Genomic DNA, 19824 nt, shown 5'->3' with positions numbered 1-19824 from the left:
GAAATCGAGTTAAGAGTCGCTGAAGCACTGCAACAGGATGTGGGCAAAGGGATGGTGCGCATAGACCATGATCTAATGAATGAAATTGGCGCAAATCCTGGTGATATTGTTGAAATAATTGGTAAAAGAACCACCGGTGCCATAGCCGGGAATTCCTATCCTGCAGATGTGGGGTTGGAAATCGTTCGTATGGACGGACTCACACGATCAAATGCAGGAACATCCATCGGAGAAACCATAACTATCCGAAAATCACAACCCAGAATGGCTAATAAAGTAGTCATAGCCCCGGCAGCTAAGGGAATGCGTATAATGGCTTCAGGAGACATTATCAAAAGGAACCTCATGGGCCGAGCAGTAACCCGGGGAGATGTACTGGCTCTGGTATCCCCCCGAAGAACCAAAGAAACATTAAGAGAATTCCCCGGTTCTGAAGACATCTTCCGGGAATTTTTCGAAGCCACCACACCATTTTCTCTAGGAGAAATCAAGTTCACTGTAGTATCAACCAACCCTGCCGGACTGGTGCGAATCAATGAAACCACCCAAGTGGAAGTTAGACCTGAAGCAGTGGAGTTAATGGAGAAAAAAGTCCCAGACGTAACTTATGATGATGTGGGTGGGTTAAAAAAAGAAATTTCCAAAGTCAGGGAAATGATTGAACTCCCACTCCGCCATCCAGAAATATTTGACAGATTGGGAATAGACCCACCTAAAGGAGTGCTATTACACGGAGCACCCGGCACTGGAAAAACACTCCTCGCTAAAGCAGTATCCAGTGAGAGTGGATCAAATTTCGTGGCTATTAACGGACCTGAAGTTATGAGTAAATTTGTGGGAGAGGCTGAAAAGAAAATCAGGGAAATCTTTGAAGAAGCAGCTGCCAATGCCCCCACTGTAATATTCATTGATGAAATAGATGCCATTGCCCCTAAAAGGGAAGAAGCCACTGGCGAAGTTGAACGCCGAGTAGTGGCACAAATACTGGCACTTATGGATGGACTGAAAGAAAGAGGTAAAGTAATTGTTATTGGAGCCACAAACCGTCCTGATGCCCTTGACCCAGCCTTACGAAGACCTGGTCGTTTTGACAGGGAAATCGAGTTACGAGTTCCAGACAGGGATGGCCGGGCAGAAATATTAGAAATACACACACGGGCAATGCCCTTAGATGATGATGTGGAAGTTAGTAAACTAGCTGAAACCACTCATGGATTTGTAGGTGCAGACCTGGCAGCACTCTGCAGAGAAGCAGCTATGAATGCCTTAAGAAGAGTTTTACCCGATATTGACTTGGAAGAACAGCGAATATCATCGGAAATCTTAGACAAACTCTTTGTCACCAGCAATGATTTTATTGATTCCATGAAATCCATAAGTCCCTCTGCACTACGGGAAGTGTTTATAGAAGTTCCTAATGTACACTGGGAGGATATTGGAGGACTGGACGAACTCAAGGAAAACCTTAAAGAAGTGGTGGAATGGCCATTAACCAACATATCCTCATTTAAACGTATTGGAATACAACCTTCCAAGGGCATACTCCTATTCGGACCCCCTGGTACTGGTAAAACATTGCTCACAAAGGCAGTTGCCACCGAATCAAAGGCTAACTTCATCTCAGTTAAAGGATCTGAAATACTGAGTAAATGGTTCGGTGAATCAGAACGTAAAATATCCGAAATATTCACCAAAGCAAAACAAGCATCTCCCTGTATAATCTTCTTTGATGAGATCGATGCAATAACGCCCATCAGAGGTTCTGCTGCTGGCGAACCTAGAGTTACCGAGCGCATGGTTAACACCATACTATCAGAAATGGATGGACTGGAAGAATTGAGGGGGGTGGTGGTTATAGGAGCAACTAACAGGCCGGATTTGATTGACACGGCACTTTTGCGCCCAGGCCGATTTGATGAAGTTGTACTGGTACCCCCACCTGATGAAGACGCACGAAAAGAGATACTTCGCGTTCATGTGGGACACATGGCCCTGGATGAGGATGTTAAACTGGGACAACTGGCTAAGAAAACTGATGGATACTCTGGGGCCGATATTGAAGTGCTATGCCGTAAAGCAGGTATGATCGCCCTCCATGAAGATATGGACATAGAAAAAGTATCTTACAAACACTTCAAAGCAGCTTTAAAGAAAATAAATCCTTCAACCACTCCTAAAACCAAAGAATACTATGAACAAATAGCTCAAAAGCTGGGCAGAGGCATAGAACCTAAAAAGATTCGAGAGGAATTCCCTCGAGAAGTGGCCTAGTGAATTTTTCCAAAAAGATTATAGTTAGAGGTAAGATTTGTGGATAAAAAAGAAAACAAAAGGAAATTCGAATTTTTTGATGTAACTGCCGATGTGGGTTTCCGGGCTTATGGTACTAGTATAGATGAGACTTTCCAGAACGCTGCCCTGGCCATGTTCGAAGTCATGACTGACACCACCCACATTAATCCACAAATTAAGCGAAACATAACCCTGGAATCAGAAGACTTGCAAGCCCTCCTATATGACTGGTTAAGTGAATTGTTATTCATCCATGATTATGAATCACTGGTTTTTTCTCAGTTCAACGTTAAAATAACCAAGACTGCTGATGGAAGTTTAACTTTGCATGCTGAGATTGAAGGGGATGAATTCAATCAAGCCATCCATGAAGTTAGAGATGAAGTTAAGGCAGTCACCTTCCACCTAATGGAAATCAAGAAGGAAAATGGGTTCATGGTCCAAGTGATTTTAGATACATAGTAACATCTGGAATTTTAGATACATAGTAACAACTGGACATTATAATTGGGTTATGCTGTGATTTTCATGCCTTATCTGGTCTGTGGAGAATGTGGGAAGTATTACCAACTTCAGGAAGGTGAATCTCCTGAAAATTTCCTTTTGAGTTGTACTTGTGGTGGCAGATTAATTCTGACCGAATCACTGGATGACATCGAATCACTGGATGGCACGGAATTATTGCAAAAACAGGAAGAACAACACGGTTACAAAAATAAAGAAGTGTCCAATAGAATATTAAACTCTGATGAATTAGTGGATGCTCCCAATCTTGCAGGGTTACCAAAAACTGTGCAAAACCCTCTAACACTAAAATTTTTTAAAATCAGCAGTATTTTAGCCATATTTGGAATATTAATCATATCCGCCAGTATTATAGAGTTTAGTGACGGTTATGGTTTTATATCTTCCAATGAAAACGAAAAATACTCCCAGGAACAGATCAGCTGTTTCCTGGAAACTACTTTCAGCCAGGAGTATCATGGCCAATGCCATGATCGGGTGGGGAAATGGAACATTAACGTTGTCAGAATCAAAATATTTGGTTCACCCACACCAGAGGACATGAATACTCTGAACAAAGCTATTAATGATATAAATGTTAATGCTAAATCTTTTCGAATGGTAATTGATGATAAAAACCAGTATGAACCGGATATGGAAATATATTTCATACCCCACTTACAATTTGCCCAATACTCTGTTAACCCATCAGAAGCTGATGGATTCACTGAATGGCTGGTCAGCACCAGCAGTATTTATGGTGGAAATCCTGCTGGAGAAATATTCAAAGTAAGAGTATTCATTGGCAGTGACCAGCTAAGTCAAGCCAGGCGTTCCCATGTCATAGTCCATGAACTGGGACATTGTCTTGGATTTCATCATAATCAGAATCGAAACAGCGTATTATGTTATCAAGGACCAGTCATCACCGAATTCACAGATTTGGATAAAACTATGATACGAATGCTTTATCGTGAGGATATATTGCCTAACATGTCCAGAAATCAGGTGGAAACTATTCTAAACAATTCCAGAAGAAGCTTCTTTTTTTGAGAAATTACTCAACAAGGTAGTAGTATAGGGTGGATTTATTGAACAAGGCAGTAATATGCAAGGAATTATTCAACAAAGGAGTAATTATAGAATTCGAACTGTTAAGTGAAGGAAATTTATTTATAAGATGGTGTTAGGTATGGTGGGATTTATCTGGTTCAGGATGTTTTTATTAATTGATGAATAATAGAAGGGGAAGTTTTTCAGGGAAATATTATCTTCTGAAGTTCATTTAAGTTTTGTCGGATAAAATCTCCAGATTTAGGGTCGGCCAATATTTTTAACTGTTTCTGCCCTGTTTCATGGTAAGCCTTTTTTAAGATTTCCTGCAGTTCTGGAACCGGCATATCCATAACTTTTTCTATTTTCAACAATTCCTCCCTTGATAAATTAGCTTTATATTCCCTTACTTGGGATTCAAATGATCTGACCACATTCTTATTGCTATTAACCACCATCTTTAGGAGTAGTGGGGGGACTCGTGTGAAAAGATCCACTAAGCTAATAACATCTTCCTCAGTTACTGTTACTTCTTTTTTTGATTTTGTTGACATCATATCCTATTTTCCAAAAAGTTGGTCTTAGTTAATTCTATGTAAATCGAAATCTTGGTATACCAGTTCTGTATAATAAATTATCTAATAACTAAAAGACTTATATCATTAATTAATTAATGGATTTTAATTAAGGTTCCAATAGGCCAATTGGAGAAAAATTAAATAAATTTAAGTATGTTAATTAGATTTGAGGAGATCAGATTTCATGGTTACTGGAGAAATTTTGAAAAAGGTACGCGATTGTGTTTGGGAAGTTCCTGGCGATTATAAGAAGGAAATGAAGGTTCCAGGTAGGATTTTTCTGGATGAAGATTCTATAAAAACCTTAGAAAAGGGAGCTGTGGACCAAGTGGCAAATGTGGCTTGTCTTCCTGGAATCCAGAAGTTTTCAGTTGGACTCCCTGATATTCACTTTGGTTACGGGTTCAGCATCGGTGGAGTGGGAGCTTTCAGCAGTAGCACAGGAGTTATAAGTCCAGGTGGTGTTGGGTTTGATATTAACTGTGGTGTGAGACTTATCCGCACCAATTTAACCAGTGCAGAAGTCAAACCCAAAATCAAAGAACTAGTGGATTTAATGTTTCGTAACGTACCATCAGGTTTAGGGAGCAAAGGGAAAATAAGACTTCGTAAGGGTGAAATCGACGATGTTCTATTAAATGGTGCTAGATGGGCTGTTGAAAACGGTTATGGCTGGGAAAAAGACCTGGAATACTTGGAGGAAAACGGGTGCATGGCTGAGGCTGATCCATCCATGGTGAGTGATAAGGCCAAAAAAAGGGGTATACCCCAACTGGGTAGTTTAGGTTCAGGTAACCACTTCATGGAAGTTCAACAAGTTGATGAAATATTTGATGATGATGCCGCTAAATCATTTGGACTGGAAAAGGATCAAGTGACTGTACTTATTCATTCTGGCAGCAGAGGATGTGGACATCAAGTATGTACAGATTATCTGCGTAGCATGGACAAAGCAGCCAGACGATACAATATTAACCTTCCTGACAGACAACTTGCTTGTGCCCCTGTAAACTCAGAAGAAGCACAGAATTATTTCGCAGCCATGGCTGCAGCTGCCAACTATGCTTGGACTAACCGGCAGATGATTTTGCATTGGGTACGGGAATCATTTGAACAAATATTCCAGAAGGATGCAGAGGACATGGACATGGGCATTGTCTATGATGTGGCTCATAACATTGCCAAGAAAGAAACCCATCAAATTAAAGGCAAAAACACCCAACTTTATGTGCATCGTAAAGGAGCCACACGAGCATTTGGACCTGGAAGAGAAGAGGTACCTGCAGATTACCGGAACATAGGCCAACCTGTGCTTTTACCTGGAACTATGGGAACGTCTTCCTATATTTTGCATGGAACTGATGTGGCAATGGAGGAAACATTCGGATCAACTGCTCATGGTGCCGGTCGCCAGATGAGCAGGGCTGGTGCCAAACGCACCTACCGTGGTGAGGAAGTCTTAAAACTTCTTAAAAGTAGGGGAATATATTTGAAAGCCCACTCCATGCCTGTGGTGGCTGAAGAAGCACCAGGTGCATATAAGGATGTGGACCAAGTTGTGCAAACTGTCCATAAGACTGGTATTTCTCGAATGGTAGGCCGAGTGGTTCCATTGGGAGTGGCCAAAGGATAAATGTTCCTTCAAATATTTTTTTTTATATAGGAGATCTGTAGCTATGATGGGAATAATCGGAGGCACCGGAGTATACCGAATTGTTGAAAGGGGAGATTTAAAGGAGAAAACGATTATAAACACACCTTACGGTGAATCTCCGCCAATATCTATTTTCATGCTTGAAGATCAGGAGCTTGCTTTCCTCCCACGCCATAAAGAGGGTCATGACCTCCCACCGCACATGATTAATTATAGGGCCAATGTTTATGCTCTTAAAAAATTGGGAGTCGATGGTATTCTGGCAACCAATGCAGTGGGGTCCTTAAATGAATCCCTAAAACCGGGAGAGTTCCTCATACCAGATGATTTCCTGGATTTCACCCGAGCCCGGCCTTTCACATTTTACAATGACCGGGCAGTTCATGTGGATGTAACTCAGCCTTACTGTCCTCAGTTGAGGGAAACCTTAATATCCACTGGGAAAAAGGTTGATGGCAGGGTGGTTGATGGTGGGGTGTATGTCTGCACTGAGGGGCCTCGATTTGAAACTCCGGCAGAGATTCACATGTTCCGTCAGATTGGGGGAGCAGTAGTGGGTATGACTGGCCTTCCTGAGGTTGTCCTGGCCAGGGAACTTGAAATGTGTTATGCCACTATATGCATGGTTTCTAACTACGCAGCATCAGTATCTTCAGAGAAGATTACAATTGATGAGGTCTTTGATGTGGTGGAGCAGAAGAAGAAAGTGTTAACTGAACTAATCTATAATTCTATTCTCAACATTCCACTTGATAGAAACTGTCCTTGCAGTCGGGCACTGGAAGGAGCTGAAATTGAATAAGTAAAGGATATCTTACTATTGTGGGGGTATGTTTTTATGCAATTTTATGAAAAGTTTGTTCATAGGGGAAATCTTTTTTAAATGTGACGGTTAAAGATATCTTAACTAATTATTTATAATCCCATTTTTTTAGTATCCTTTTTACAATCTTAACCTTAAAAAGGGTTTTTATGCAGGGAACCTAATATAAAGGAGAGATTAGGTTGAACCAAGAGCAGAAAGAGATTTTAAAACTTAAAAAAGATAAGAATGCTGTAATTTTGGCTCATAATTACCAGGCTGCTGAGATACAGGAAATCGCAGATTTTTTGGGGGATTCCCTGGAGTTATGTGTTGAATCATCCCAAATTGAAGATGCTGATCTAGTTGTTTTTTGTGGTGTGGATTTCATGGCAGAAACTGCAGCTATTTTGAATCCATCCAAAAAAATATTAATTCCTGAACCCCAAGCAGAATGTCCAATGGCCCACATGCTCCCCCAAAAAGAACTACTCAAATACAAGAGGAGATATCCTGATGCTGCAGTGGTGCTATACGTCAACACCATGGCCGAGGCCAAAGCCGAGGCAGACATCCTCTGCACTTCAGCCAACGCAGTTAAAGTAGTTGAAAGCTTGGATGAGGATCAGATACTTTTTGGTCCGGATATGAACTTGGCCTGGTTTGTCCAGGAGCAGACTGATAAAGAAATAATACCCATACCAGAAAAAGGGCACTGTTATGTGCATAAAATGTTTAACATGGCTGACATTGCATTTTCTCATGAGAATTATCCTGATGCCGAGGTATTGGTCCATCCAGAGTGTGATGGTGAAGTGCAACAACTGGCCGACCATGTGCTGAGCACTGGTGGAATGATCCGTCATGTGGCTAATTCATCTAAAAAAACTTTTCTCATAGGAACAGAAGTGGACATGGTAACAAGACTCCGTCGTGAAAATCCAGATAAACTTATTTATCCATTACTAGATGAGGCGATCTGTGAAAATATGAAATTACACACCTTGGATAAGGTAAAAAAATCTCTGGAAGAAGAAAAATTCCTGGTTACTATCCCTCAAGAAATTGCAGATAAAGCTAGAAAAGCAGTTGAAAGAATGTTAGAAGTCAGTTTATAGTTTAACTGTTAATATAATAAATCATCTGTTAAATCTAGACAAACCATTAAAAAATAACTAACGATTTATTCAAAACCTATTCGGGTAATTTGCTTATATTAAAATTTATATAGGGAATTTCAGTCTAATCTAATAACAAGGGAGATGTGCTGTGAAAATAGATAAAGTTGGATTATTAGGAATTATACTGATATTTGCAGGTTTTCTTATTTATGTAACCTCAGCACTGGACCAGTTGGTAACCATGATCACCTGGCCGCTTTTATCTGGCTCATCAGAAGGAAAGGCCGTTCTTTTAATGGTAATGATGGGTGGATTTCTCATACTAAACTCTTTAATCAATAATTGGAAGTTTTTAGCACCATTAAAGGATAAGGTTACCAGTTACAGTCCTGATGGGAGGAAATTCTTTAAATTGACCCTGATCATCATACTAGTAACTTGCTTAGTAGGTATTTGCATAGAGTTTTACATCCGCTTAAAGTATGGAGTGCCTCTTTTAACAATCTTTGTCTCCACTAATCCCACTTCCACCTCAACCAGTCCTATGCACACCCATGTATTCAAATCAGTTTTCGGACATTTGGCCAGTATTATTGGCGGATTGGTGCCGGAACATGTTCACACTGGCGCTAGTTTGTATTCTGATGTTATTCCATGGGCTTATCTGATCTTAATCACCCTACCCCTTGCTTGCATTACTGGATTGTTCTCTCTAGATGATCGGAGTGATTTTAGCAGGATATTTTTAACATTTAGTTTAACTGTCGCCCTAATTGGAATGGTGGATGGGGGGCTGTACAGCCAACCCTCACTCATTGGATTAGGCCTATTATTCATTATTTATTTTGTAAAAAAGCCTTTTAAGTTCCGGCAACTAATCCTCCCCCTGGCACTTATATTTTTAGTAGCATTATCCGGCCTTGGACTGGAACTAGCCGGGAATAACAGTTCATACCGTGAGATAACGGTTATAAATCAGTTCGCCCCCGTTGATCTGAGTGGTTATAATGTTTTAGGCACAGATGAACAAGGAAACAAAACTGTGATCAGGATGGATACCAACATCAGTGATAAAAAAACATTGGAAGATCTTTTAGATAAATATGAGGGCCGTGCTGATGGTTTTTTCATGACTTGGAACTTTTTTTCCTATTTCTAGAATTCCGAAAGATATCTTAAATATAAAATCTAAATAAAATTTAGGTGAAAATGAAGCTTTCAATAATCATACCAACCTTCAATGAAGAATACTATCTACCCCCCCTTCTGGAAAGTATACGTTGCCAAGATTTCAGCGACTATGAAGTAGTAGTGGCTGATGCCGGATCAGAAGATGACACCATAGAAATTGCCAAAAACTGGGGATGTAAAGTTGTCAAAGGGGGGTTACCGGCTGTGGGACGTAATCGCGGAGCAGAAGTAGCTCAGGGAGAATTTTTACTATTTTTGGATTCCGATGTGATACTAACCAGAGATTACCTCCAGTTGTCTCTGGATGAATTTCAAGTTAGGGGGCTGGGAATTGCCATCACCCAGATTGCACCTTTAAGTGACAGTTTCTTAAACAAGATCACCCATGATTTTGCCAATTTTTTCATGAAACGAGTTGAAAACATCAAACCCCACGGTGCAGGGTGTTATGGAATTATCACCACCAAGAAACTCCACGATGAGGTGGAAGGGTTTGATGAAAACCTAGATTTTGGAGAGGACACCGACTATATTGAACGCATAGGCTCCATTAGCCAATTCAAAGTCCTTAGGAATCCTAAACTTCTGGTTTCCACCAGGCGTCTTCAAGAAGAGGGTCTGCGTAATGTGGCTTTTAAGTATGCTAAAAGCACTTTCTACCAGTTTCGGGGTAAGCATATTTCAGCCGAAGATCTGGATTACACCTTTGGACATCCTGAGCAGAAAAGAATTCTTTACTCGGTTTGTGGGGAAGGGATGGGGCATGCCATAAGGGCTAGAGTTCTCCTTAATCATCTGACCAAGAACAATGAAGTACACATATTTGCTTCTGACCGTGCTTATGATTATCTTTCCACATATTTTGACAATGTTTATGAGATTGGTGGATTTAACACAGTGTATGAGAATAATACAGTTCAAAACATGAAAACTTTTGTTAAGGGGATGAAAGACCTGCCTGGAGATCTGAAAAAGAGCCTACGCAATATGTACAGCGTGGCCAAGGCAGTGAAACCTGAGATCATCATTTCTGATTTTGAATTTTATTCAAACTTGTTATCCAAAATCCTTCGCCTGCCCCTGATAAGCATTGATAACATGCATGTTTTAACCCAAGCCGAGCTAGAAGTGCCTAAAAAATATCGTAAAGACAGATTAGCCGCTGAAAGCGTGGTAAAATCATTCATACAACTCCCTACTCGTTATTTAATTACCAGTTATTTTTATCCTCCTTTAAAAAATCCAAAAAAAGCCACATATTTCTCTCCAGTCCTGCGTGATGAGATAATGGATCTTAAACCTAATAAGGGGGAGCATGTGCTGGTTTACCAGACTAGTGACTCTAACCTTCGGTTACTGGAGATTCTAAACCAATTGGATGATGAATTTGTGGTTTATGGATTCCACCGGGATGAAAAAGATAAAAATATAGTGTTTAAAACCTTCAATGAGGATGATTTTTTTCAGGACATGGCTCAAGCCCGGGCTGTGATATCTAATGGTGGATTCACCCTTATAAGTGAGGCTTTGTACCTTGGAAAACCAGTTTTAAGTGTTCCTGTGAAAAAACAGTTTGAGCAGATTTTAAATGCTATTTATCTGGAACGGTTGGGATATGGTGAATTTCATGAAGAACTGGAAAGGGAAGATATCGAACGATTCCTCTCCCGTCTAGATGAATATCAGAAAAATATCAAAAAATATTTCTTCCATGACCATAACCAATTCATTTTAGAGGAATTAGATAGAATTATTGATGAAAATATTCAAAGGGATGCTTAGCTAGGTTCCTGGATTTTTAATCATTATTTTTTTTAATACTTCTCTGATGCTCTTACCTAAAAATATTATTCTAAAACCCAAAATATAGGAGCATGAGTCATAGAAGTGGAATATCCAACCTTCCTCTTCATGGGGGCAAAGCACCACGGTGGCTTTTTCAGAGAATGGTGAAGCTGGCTGGTGCTGTTGCTGAGGCTGTAATATTGGAATATGGGTTGAATGAATTTTTACACAGAATTTCTGACCCGCACTGGTTTCAGGCGTTTTCTTGTGTATTGGGATTTGACTGGCATAGTTCCGGAACAACCACCACAACGTGTGGTGCTTTAAAAACTGCTATAAATCCGGAAGTACATGGTATTCTTGTTGCCGGTGGTAAGGGCCGTGCTTCACGCCAAACACCCCATGAAATCCAGGATATAGGTGAAATTTTTTCCTTATCTGAAAAAAAACTGGATGAACTGGCATATTCCAGTAAAATATCCGCCAAGATCGATAATTCATGTATACAGGATGGTTACCAGCTTTATCATCATGTTTTCTTTTTAACTGAAAAAGGCGGGTGGGCTGTTGTGCAGCAAGGAATGAATAAATCCACTAGATATGCTCGACGTTATCATTGGCTCTCTGATTCAGTTGAAGACTACCTTAACGAACCTCATAATGGGATATGTTGTGATATTCAAGAGAAAAAAAGCTTGGATATGACTTCTCCTTTGAGTTTTGATGCCCAACAAACCAGTCTGGATCTGATTCTGGATAACCCTGATCACCTCTGGAAATACTTCTCAAAAAAGCCTCACATTGACCTAAAACAGGCAAGTCTGGATAATTTCTGCCCAGAACTAACATTACCCAGCCACCATCCAGTTCTGGATACTGATCTATCTCCTCGTGAATTTGAAGTACTTAAAAATGCATGGGAACTGCAACCCGACAGTTATGAAGAATTAATATCATTAAAAGGCATGGGTCCTAAGAAGATACGTGCATTAGCCCTTATTTCTGATCTGGTTTATGGTGACAGTCCCAGCTGGAATGATCCAGTTAAATACAGTTTCACCCACGGAGGTAAAGATGGTTTTCCCTACCCTGTGGACCGGGAAGTATATGACCATTCAATCCAGACAATTAAAGATTCATTAGAAGAAGCTAAATTAGAGAAAAAAGACAAGTATCAGGCGATCAAACGATTAGAAAACTTGATTCAATCCGATAATAATTAGTTACAATAGTTGCGCATGGTTTTTAATTGTATATCTCTTAGTTTGGATTATATTTTTGTAATATTCCACTCATTGAACGTTTCATATACTCATTTTTTCATTTTTTTAAAAATAGGTAGGGGTCTGGTTAAATGCACACCGTCGGCATGTGATCAGATCACCATTGTGGACATACATTTCAAGTGTAACTGTTCAAAAAAATAAGGGGGTGGGATACTTTTTATAAGAGTAAGTCATTAATTTTTTTGGCATATAAAAAGTCCAGTTCTGTTAAACCACCACGATCATTGGTGGTTATCTCTAAAGCCACTTTTCCCCATGATAGATTTATTTCAGGGTGATGTTGCATTTCTTCTGCTATTAAACCAGCTTTAACTGTGAATTCAAGTGCGTGTGTGAAATCTGGAAATTCGAAAACTGCTACCAGAGAGTGTTCTTCAAGAACAGACCAGTTTTTAAGGTTATTTGCCCTATTTTTTATTTCTGATGGACTCAGAAGTTCTGGAACATCCATAAAATCACTCACTAAACTTTTTTTCTATCATACTTGTTGGTAATTTTTATTTGACTTTTTCATTTTCAATTAAAATCATAAGTTCCCGGGCTTCTTTGAAAGTTTTATCCTTTTTAAGAGCCTTTTTAGCTGTGTTTAAAGATTGATCATATTCTTTAAGGCAATACAAGCCCTTAGCTTTCATATATAATGCGTATTTATAAAAGTCATCCTTGGGGGATTGTCTTCCCAGAAATAGGTCAAAGGTGTTTACTGCTTCTTGATATTCCTCTAAAATCAGCAGTACATATCCACGGTTGTACCAGGCCATGTTATCGCTGGGTTCCAACCTTATAACTTGTTCAAAACATTTAAGTGCGTCTTGAAATTTTCCAAGCTCCATTAGAGCCACTCCTTTATCATTCCAAGCTGAAACATAGTTATTATCAATGTTTGTCGCACTATCAAAAAATTCGATTGATTTACTAATGTTTCCCTGGTTTAAAAATTCCATAGCTTGTTTGTAGAACATTTCAGCTTCTTTAAGGGCCATACCATCACTTCTGAAAATTGTTTTTGGTAGTTTTTTGGTAACATTATTTTTTGGGTTGTTTATCTTTTTTGTATATTAATAATCCCAATTATAAATAAAAATCGGGTAAAAAGTATTACGAACTACTATTTATTCATTAACTTATTACTCAATCTGCCACTACCATTGATGGGATCAGAATCAGATCTAGCTAATCAGATATTAATCAGACTTTTTTTTTGATGGACCTGATGATCCATACTGTATGTCAGTACTAGGCATTACAGTTAATTACAATACTTACAAAATTAATAGAATTATTAACCAACAATTTTGCAAAAATCATCTTTATCTAGAAAAAGGATTCCAACAGATTTAACTAGTGTGAGTCATTTTTTCATCCATTTTTCTTCGTAGTTCCTGATCCAAATGAGTTCCTTAATCAAGAGATCCCCATGTCCTCGGGGATTATTTTTAATTTCTTCCAATCTGTCTTCAGACAAATGATCCAAGAGTTGTTCCCAATCATCAACATCAGAAAAGGTCTGTTTTTTAACTTGATAAACACTATGCTCAAAAGATTCAAGAACCAAGTCAATATCTTCATCATCCTCAAGAAAAGCAATATGCTGTTCTAAAATTGGTAAAAGAGCATCACTCACTTGGATCTGGGCATTAAGATAAGCTTCATAGGGATTATCATAACAAATGTAATCCACTTTCCTCGGACCTTCACCTTTAGGAAAACCCTCAATACTAGACACATTCTTTTCGCTATCCTGATGATAATACTTCTGAAGATCTTCTGAGAGTTTTGGCCCATTTTTTTCTAAAAATAACTTATAATTCCTAAGTTTTTCTATAACTAAGATTCTTTCATCAGGATTTTCCATTTCCAAGCCCCATTAAAAACTTAAATAAAATTGATAATTAATTATTAGTTATGTATTTCATGATTATAAGGTTCTCCACTTCCAATCTGGGTGGTACATAAATTATTAATAACCCAGAGGGAAAATTCAATTATGTACACTAAAAATATTGAATAAATAAATTCCCCATAACAAAACATGTACAATTATATTTATGGGGAGTTGCACTGGTTTGAATGTTTTTGGTACTTCTAGAATTACTGTATAACCTATAATGGAGGAAACTAAATGCTACATGGAACCAAACTATTGAAAAAGGATTTCGCTAAGATGACCAAGGGCGGAGTGATCATGGATGTGGTTAACGCAGAACAAGCACAAATAGCTGAAGAAGCTGGAGCCGTATCAGTAATGGCCTTGGAGAAAGTCCCAGCAGATATCAGAGCTTCTGGTGGTGTGGCTAGAATGGCTGATCCTAGTAAAGTCACCGAGATCATTGATGCGGTAAGCATTCCAGTAATGGCCAAAGTACGAATCGGCCACTTTGTGGAAGCTCAAGTCCTGGAATCACTGGGTGTTGACATGATTGATGAAAGTGAGGTGCTGACACCTGCTGATGAAAAATATCATATTGATAAGAAGAAGTTCTCCATTCCATTTGTATGTGGGGCCAGGAATCTCGGTGAAGCTCTCCGCAGGATAGACGAAGGTGCAGCCATGATCAGGACCAAAGGAGAAGCTGGCACTGGTAACGTGGTTGAAGCTGTCCGACACATGCGTATGATCCAGGGAACCATCAGAGAACTCAAAGACAAAACTGAAGAAGAATTATGGGCTGTGGCTCGCCAAGAAGAAGCCCAGTTTTATCTGGTAAAAGAAACCCAGAAACAGGGCAGAATACCAGTGCTGAACCTCGCAGCTGGAGGAGTGGCAACACCAGCCGACGCTGCATTAATGATGCAACTCGGAGCAGATGGAGTTTTTGTGGGTAGTGGAATATTCAAATCCGAAAACCCAGTAGTCGTGGCTAAAGCCATCACCGAAGCAACCGCCCATTACCAGGATGCTGAAATTATTGCCGAGGTTTCCAGAGACTTAGGTAAGGCTATGCCGGGATTGGAAATCAGTCAAATTCCAGAATCAGAAAGACTCCAAGACAGAGGTTGGTAAAACCTCTTTTTCACCAGTTTTACTTTTAATTTTATAAAAAAACGACCTATTTTAAATGGTATTTTAAAAAAAATTATATATTATTTTGTCTAATTCTTTAAAATTCTATTATTTTATCTAATAAATCTTCAAATATCCAAATTTTATGGGAAATAAAGGGTTTAAGGAGCTCCACCAGCTCCGCCTATGTTTTCTCCAGTTACTGCATCTATTTCTATCTCACCAACAATATTTCCGTTTTGGTAAAGGGGAACAACATATATTTGCCTACCATCCACAGTGGTGAGTGTGGGGGTTTCTGCAGTTACTCCTGGTTCTTCCACAAATCCTTGGGCTATGGTTTTAGCTTCTTCAGCAGATATAATATTACTGTTATTGTTGTTAGTGTTAGGGGATGTTTGATTGGAGATGCTAGTAGTAGTGTTGGTGGTGTTGTTTTTTTCAGTACAACCTGAAACTACAACCATCAAAACCATTAAAGCCATCAACATTGTCAGCGAACATTTTTTAATCATTTTCCTTTTCCTCATTTGTGAATAAGTGATTATTAATATTAGATGATCTATCTTCGATCCTATAAAATTTTGGGAAATTTAATTAGATTCTCACCACCGATCCATTTTTTCTGCATAAATAGATGGGTAAGTGAGGAATTAATTATCATATTTTCTGCCTACCAGGACAGAAGAAGGTGGTACGACCTCCAACTTTAATAACTTCTAAACTTCCACCTTCTGTACAACATCCCCCCTTATGACGATGAGGTAATAAATAGGAATCAGGTAATGAATCAGGTTGATCTTGATATTTTATGGCTATCTCTAGTACTTTTCTCATATTCAAAAAAAGGTCTTCCCATTGACGGTTATCTAACTGGTCAGCACCAGTCATTGGATGGATAGCTGTTTGGTATAATATTTCATCAGCGTAAAGATTACCAATACCTGCTACAAGGTTCTGATTCAGCAGCAATGGTTTTATCATCCCTTTCCTTCCCTTGAAAATTTTCTGAAATTCTTCCAGTTCCACTTGGAGAGCATCTGGTCCCAATTTTTTCAACTTAATGAATTCATCAGGGTCAGTGGTTATGCCCAGTTTACCGAATTTACGTGCATCATCAAAGGCCAAGTGATTACCATTGGAAAAATCTATTTTTAATCGGGGATACGGGGAGGTGTCCTCATTTTTATGGCTGTAATGTAAGTAGCCGGTCATTCCAAAATGCATGATAAGATGTAAGTCATTATCCAACTGAGAAAATAAGTATTTCCCGTATCTCTGGCTGGAAACGAACTTGTGGCCCTCCAGAGTTTTTTCTAACTTTTCATGGTTATTGTAAACCACCAGCTTAGGACTTTTCACATCCACCTTTTTTATCAGTTGGTTAAGGGCATGTTCATCAAAATAGCGTTTAAAAATTTCAACACTGGGTAGTTCCGGCATTTTATTCACTCATTCCTGAATTTTTTTCACATATAATCCTACATTAATATTTAAAATGCCCATAGTGGTTCTTAATTTCTTATTTTTCATTTAATTTTCCCATGCTCCAGTGATTAATATGATTCCTATTAATTTTTTATAAGTTTTTGGCGGATATTCATTGTATCTAAAGTGGCCAAGTTGAGTATATATTTCCCAAATCCTATTGGAACTTTCCCTATCTTACTGGAACTTCAGGGGTTAGGGGATGGTGTCAGGAGAAACTACTGATTTTTTCTGCAAATGACATTTTCAGAAATGACATTTTTATCATCCAACTAGAAAAAGAGCTATTTAAAACTAATAATGAATAGCTAGGTATTTTTGGTTTGATAATTCCAATTTTTTTAAAAAAAATAATAAAAGAAGGGTTAGAAGAACTTATAAAAACTTCTAAATATTATTATAAGTTTTTAACTGTTTTAGAGTCATTAACACTTATGGGTGATTCTAACCCTGCCATTTTAACTCCAGTCATGGCTGAAGATTCCATAGTAAGAGCCCGAAGATCATCCTTTTCTAGTTTCAAGATATCGGTGTTACCAGCATGTTGAGTTAACATTGCTGCTTCTTCGGTCATGGCTTCGATGTAGCGGGCCACACGCTTACCACCTTCCATGTAATCTAATCTGCGTCTTAATTGTGGATTTTGGGTGGCTATTCCTTTACGACAGGTTCCAGCATAACATGTTTGGCAGACTCTGCAACCAATACTTACCAGGGCACTGGTTGCAATGTAACAGGCGTCAGCCCCAAGAGCTATGGCCTTGGCAACATCTGCCCCATTTCTTATTCCTCCAGCAGCAACCAAATTCACTTCATCCCTTAAATTCACTTCTTTAAGTGCTTCATCAGCTTCTACAATTGCAGCAATGGTGGGCACTCCACTGTGTTCTGTAATTACACTGGGTCCTGCTCCGGTACCTCCCTGCATACCATCCACTACAATAATATCTGCGCCACATTTTGCTGCAATTTTCACATCAGCACTGACCCTTCCACTACCGAATTTAACAATGATAGGCACTTTCCAGTCGGTTATTTCTCTGATTTGGTTGATTTTCATAGTTAAATCTTCAGGTCCAACAATATCCATATGTCTGGCTGGACTTAGTGCATCGGTACCTTCCGGAATCATTCGTATTTTTGAGATTTCTGCAGTGACTTTTTCTGCTAAAAGATGCCCTCCCAATCCAGTTTTAGCACCTTGACCAATTTTAATCTCCACTGCATCTGAATTGTTCAAGTATTCTGCACTAACTCCGAAACGACCAGACGCATACTGGGATATTAGTTTATTAGCATATCTACGTTCTTCTGGGAGCATTCCTCCTTCCCCAGTGTTGGCGGCAGTACCAGCTAAGGTGGCGCCCATGGCCAGGGCAATTTTTGCTTCTTTGGATAATGCTCCAAAGCTCATTCCAGCAATCATAATTGGAGTGTCTATAACCAGCGGGTTTTCAGCGTAACGGGTTCCGAGAACTACACGGGTGTTGCATGGTTCTCTGTATTTGTCAATGGGTGGACGGGAGGCTTGAGCTGGTACTACAACCAGATCATCAAAGGTAGGTAGGGGGCGGGTTGCACCGCAGCCTCGAACTTGGTAGGTTCCTTCTGATGATTTTCGGTTTATTTCCACCAGATCGTTAAAGCTCCAAACATTCCTAATATCTTCCGGTATTGCCATAACTTCTATAGCATGGTTAGGGCACATTTCTTCACAAATACGGCATCCAACACAATTTTCATGGTTTAAAGGGAATGGTTGGTCATTTACTATTTCAAATACTCCATGAGGGCAGTTATTGTAACAGGAATAACAGTTCTTACAGAGATTTTCATCAGGATTGTCACAGAGATACCAGCAACAACCAGGGCGACTGAAATTTCTCAAGCACAGTTCCTGATTTCTTTCAATTTTAAAAGGCATCTAAGACACCTCCTTTACTGAATCATTTCTAAAATCTTGAGGATCTTTTTTGTAATATTCTTTAAGTACTTTAAAAACAGGACAAGCTGAGTATTTAGTGCCTGCAGCTTTTTTAACATCTTCTACATTAGAAGTTAGTATAGCGTTTGGTTTCCATGGATTTTCAGCCATTTTATCCGCAACCACTGCCTTTTCTGAGATATTGTCCTCTAAAAGATAATTCAATATGGCAGTAACCACTCCACCATCTTGGCCTTTTACATTAGATGCGCGTGCTGAAACAATTTTCAAGTAGTCTCCCAAGGCTTTCTGGTCCAGATCTCTGTTTAAAACTTCTTGTGATAAGTAAGTGCGGGGGCAAGCCATATAACATAAGTTACATTCTGGTGGGCAATTTCCCTTTAACTGTGGTCTGCGATCCTCGATGGATATTATGTTCTCAGGACAAACGCAGTAACAAGCACCACAAAGCACACAACTACCTATATCAATGACGTCTGCTTTTAGATCATCAAATTGGCAGGAGAATACTTCATTTATGAACTCTTCATCATTAATGTATCGCCGGTAAAGCACTGGTCTGGCAACTGATTCTCTTTTTTTAATTTCTTCCTGGTTTTCTGTTTTTTTCTTTTTAGCAAGTTTTGTTAGTAAGTTTAAACTTGACTCTTCGAATGGTTTTGTTTCTATGAAACCTTCATTTTCAGCTTTTTGCAATGCTCTAAGGCCTTTTTCTGTCCTGGCGATTACGGTGGACCACCCCTGATCTGATCCAACTGATCCCACTGACAGATCAGCCAGTTCTGAGGTGTAATCCATGCACACTTGGCAGTTTTTTCGCATAAAACTCTTGGCTTGGGATAGCGGTAACTTAAAAACATTCCCATTATTCAGATAAGCCCATAAATATCCTTTTTCAACCCGGAATTCATCGATATCTTCTATTTTGATATTTTTTTCTGATAAGAATTCCTTAAGGTATAAATGGGAAAAGTTTTCCATACAGAAAAGTCCTAATTTAAAATCAATTGGGGATCTACCCAGAACTTCTGCATAATGGTCCATTTTTTCGGCAGCTATGATGTGGCAGGGAGTTCCTACCAGAGCTACATTTGTTTGAAGGTTTAGGTTATTGTTCATAT

General features: G+C 39.1%; 18 protein-coding genes. 10 read left to right on the top strand and 8 right to left on the bottom strand.

The annotated features are described in order from the left end of the window. The 3 genes from GXZ72_08110 to GXZ72_08100 form a co-directional block, all read left to right on the top strand. Positions 1 to 2271, top strand: a 2271-nt coding sequence (locus tag GXZ72_08110; GenBank protein ID HHT19507.1) for a CDC48 family AAA ATPase, incomplete at its 5' end; no start/stop codon positions are given. A 39-nt stretch (positions 2272 to 2310) separates the two neighbouring features. Beyond that, positions 2311 to 2754 carry an archease gene (locus GXZ72_08105; GenBank protein HHT19506.1) on the top strand — a complete coding sequence of 148 codons (444 nt, stop codon included), beginning with the start codon at positions 2311 to 2313 and terminating at the stop codon, positions 2752 to 2754. A 66-nt stretch (positions 2755 to 2820) separates the two neighbouring features. Continuing rightward, positions 2821 to 3849, top strand: a complete 1029-nt coding sequence (locus GXZ72_08100) for a DUF2927 domain-containing protein (GenBank protein HHT19505.1) — start codon at positions 2821 to 2823, stop codon at positions 3847 to 3849. Between the two features lie 203 nt (positions 3850 to 4052). On the opposite strand, the gene GXZ72_08095 is transcribed toward GXZ72_08100, so the two are convergent. Further along, positions 4053 to 4406 (bottom strand): hypothetical protein, encoded by a 354-nt coding sequence (locus tag GXZ72_08095; protein ID HHT19504.1) that lies wholly within the window; start codon positions 4404 to 4406, stop codon positions 4053 to 4055. Between the two features lie 205 nt (positions 4407 to 4611). Between GXZ72_08095 and GXZ72_08090 the strand changes: the two genes are divergently transcribed. From GXZ72_08090 to GXZ72_08065, 6 genes are all read left to right on the top strand, one after another. Next, the gene (locus GXZ72_08090) at positions 4612 to 6060 is read left to right on the top strand and encodes an RtcB family protein (protein HHT19503.1); all 1449 of its coding nucleotides are present in this window, start codon (positions 4612 to 4614) and stop codon (positions 6058 to 6060) included. A 43-nt stretch (positions 6061 to 6103) separates the two neighbouring features. Further along, the gene (mtnP, locus tag GXZ72_08085; protein ID HHT19502.1) at positions 6104 to 6883 is read left to right on the top strand and encodes an S-methyl-5'-thioadenosine phosphorylase; all 780 of its coding nucleotides are present in this window, start codon (positions 6104 to 6106) and stop codon (positions 6881 to 6883) included. A gap of 203 nt (positions 6884 to 7086) precedes the next feature. Then, positions 7087 to 8001, top strand: a complete 915-nt coding sequence (gene nadA / locus GXZ72_08080) for a quinolinate synthase (GenBank protein ID HHT19501.1) — start codon at positions 7087 to 7089, stop codon at positions 7999 to 8001. A 151-nt stretch (positions 8002 to 8152) separates the two neighbouring features. Next, the gene (locus GXZ72_08075; protein HHT19500.1) at positions 8153 to 9163 is read left to right on the top strand and encodes a hypothetical protein; all 1011 of its coding nucleotides are present in this window, start codon (positions 8153 to 8155) and stop codon (positions 9161 to 9163) included. Positions 9164 to 9213: 50 nt separating this feature from the next. Then, entirely contained in the window at positions 9214 to 10977 is a 1764-nt protein-coding gene (locus GXZ72_08070) for a glycosyltransferase (protein ID HHT19499.1), read from the top strand. A gap of 92 nt (positions 10978 to 11069) precedes the next feature. After that, on the top strand, positions 11070 to 12203 hold the full coding sequence (locus GXZ72_08065; protein ID HHT19498.1) for a DUF763 domain-containing protein: 1134 nt from the start codon (positions 11070 to 11072) through the stop codon (positions 12201 to 12203). A 220-nt stretch (positions 12204 to 12423) separates the two neighbouring features. On the opposite strand, the gene GXZ72_08060 is transcribed toward GXZ72_08065, so the two are convergent. From GXZ72_08060 to GXZ72_08050, 3 genes are all read right to left on the bottom strand, one after another. Next, complete coding sequence (locus GXZ72_08060) at positions 12424 to 12717, bottom strand: 4a-hydroxytetrahydrobiopterin dehydratase (protein HHT19497.1); 294 nt, start codon at positions 12715 to 12717, stop codon at positions 12424 to 12426. 46 nt (positions 12718 to 12763) lie between these two features. Continuing rightward, positions 12764 to 13249 carry a tetratricopeptide repeat protein gene (locus tag GXZ72_08055; protein ID HHT19496.1) on the bottom strand — a complete coding sequence of 162 codons (486 nt, stop codon included), beginning with the start codon at positions 13247 to 13249 and terminating at the stop codon, positions 12764 to 12766. Positions 13250 to 13617: 368 nt separating this feature from the next. Next, positions 13618 to 14121: a hypothetical protein gene (locus GXZ72_08050; protein ID HHT19495.1), complete on the bottom strand. Its 504-nt coding sequence runs from the start codon at positions 14119 to 14121 to the stop codon at positions 13618 to 13620. 267 nt (positions 14122 to 14388) lie between these two features. Between GXZ72_08050 and pdxS the strand changes: the two genes are divergently transcribed. Beyond that, positions 14389 to 15270 (top strand): pyridoxal 5'-phosphate synthase lyase subunit PdxS, encoded by an 882-nt coding sequence (gene pdxS, locus GXZ72_08045; protein ID HHT19494.1) that lies wholly within the window; start codon positions 14389 to 14391, stop codon positions 15268 to 15270. 161 nt (positions 15271 to 15431) lie between these two features. Here pdxS and GXZ72_08040 read toward each other — a convergent pair whose 3' ends face one another. From GXZ72_08040 to GXZ72_08025, 4 genes are all read right to left on the bottom strand, one after another. Further along, complete coding sequence (locus GXZ72_08040) at positions 15432 to 15785, bottom strand: PepSY domain-containing protein (protein ID HHT19493.1); 354 nt, start codon at positions 15783 to 15785, stop codon at positions 15432 to 15434. A gap of 145 nt (positions 15786 to 15930) precedes the next feature. Then, positions 15931 to 16713, bottom strand: coding sequence for an Fpg/Nei family DNA glycosylase (locus GXZ72_08035; GenBank protein HHT19492.1), 783 nt, complete (start codon positions 16711 to 16713; stop codon positions 15931 to 15933). A gap of 442 nt (positions 16714 to 17155) precedes the next feature. Next, positions 17156 to 18682, bottom strand: coding sequence for a 4Fe-4S binding protein (locus GXZ72_08030; protein HHT19491.1), 1527 nt, complete (start codon positions 18680 to 18682; stop codon positions 17156 to 17158). Continuing rightward, positions 18683 to 19822 carry a hydrogenase gene (locus GXZ72_08025; GenBank protein ID HHT19490.1) on the bottom strand — a complete coding sequence of 380 codons (1140 nt, stop codon included), beginning with the start codon at positions 19820 to 19822 and terminating at the stop codon, positions 18683 to 18685. Positions 19823 to 19824 lie beyond the last annotated feature (2 nt).

The organism is Methanobacterium sp., from assembly GCA_012838205.1.
In the GTDB taxonomy this organism is placed as follows: Archaea; Methanobacteriota; Methanobacteria; order Methanobacteriales; family Methanobacteriaceae; genus Methanobacterium.
The sequence above is the reverse complement of the archived record's forward strand: the minus strand, read 5'-3'. Positions and strand labels throughout refer to the sequence as shown.

Bases quoted from the DNA above. Each gene is read 5' to 3' on its own strand.
- GXZ72_08100 (HHT19505.1), top strand. From the start codon at position 2,821: ATGCCTTATCTGGTCTGTGGAGAATGTGGGAAGTATTACCAACTTCAG.
- GXZ72_08095 (HHT19504.1), bottom strand. From the start codon at position 4,406: ATGATGTCAACAAAATCAAAAAAAGAAGTAACAGTAACTGAGGAAGAT.
- GXZ72_08090 (HHT19503.1), top strand. From the start codon at position 4,612: ATGGTTACTGGAGAAATTTTGAAAAAGGTACGCGATTGTGTTTGGGAA.
- mtnP (HHT19502.1), top strand. From the start codon at position 6,104: ATGATGGGAATAATCGGAGGCACCGGAGTATACCGAATTGTTGAAAGG.
- GXZ72_08070 (HHT19499.1), top strand. From the start codon at position 9,214: ATGAAGCTTTCAATAATCATACCAACCTTCAATGAAGAATACTATCTA.
- GXZ72_08065 (HHT19498.1), top strand. From the start codon at position 11,070: ATGAGTCATAGAAGTGGAATATCCAACCTTCCTCTTCATGGGGGCAAA.
- GXZ72_08060 (HHT19497.1), bottom strand. From the start codon at position 12,717: ATGGATGTTCCAGAACTTCTGAGTCCATCAGAAATAAAAAATAGGGCA.
- GXZ72_08055 (HHT19496.1), bottom strand. From the start codon at position 13,249: ATGGCCCTTAAAGAAGCTGAAATGTTCTACAAACAAGCTATGGAATTT.
- GXZ72_08050 (HHT19495.1), bottom strand. From the start codon at position 14,121: ATGGAAAATCCTGATGAAAGAATCTTAGTTATAGAAAAACTTAGGAAT.
- pdxS (HHT19494.1), top strand. From the start codon at position 14,389: ATGCTACATGGAACCAAACTATTGAAAAAGGATTTCGCTAAGATGACC.
- GXZ72_08040 (HHT19493.1), bottom strand. From the start codon at position 15,785: ATGATTAAAAAATGTTCGCTGACAATGTTGATGGCTTTAATGGTTTTG.
- GXZ72_08035 (HHT19492.1), bottom strand. From the start codon at position 16,713: ATGCCGGAACTACCCAGTGTTGAAATTTTTAAACGCTATTTTGATGAA.
- GXZ72_08030 (HHT19491.1), bottom strand. From the start codon at position 18,682: ATGCCTTTTAAAATTGAAAGAAATCAGGAACTGTGCTTGAGAAATTTC.
- GXZ72_08025 (HHT19490.1), bottom strand. From the start codon at position 19,822: ATGAACAATAACCTAAACCTTCAAACAAATGTAGCTCTGGTAGGAACT.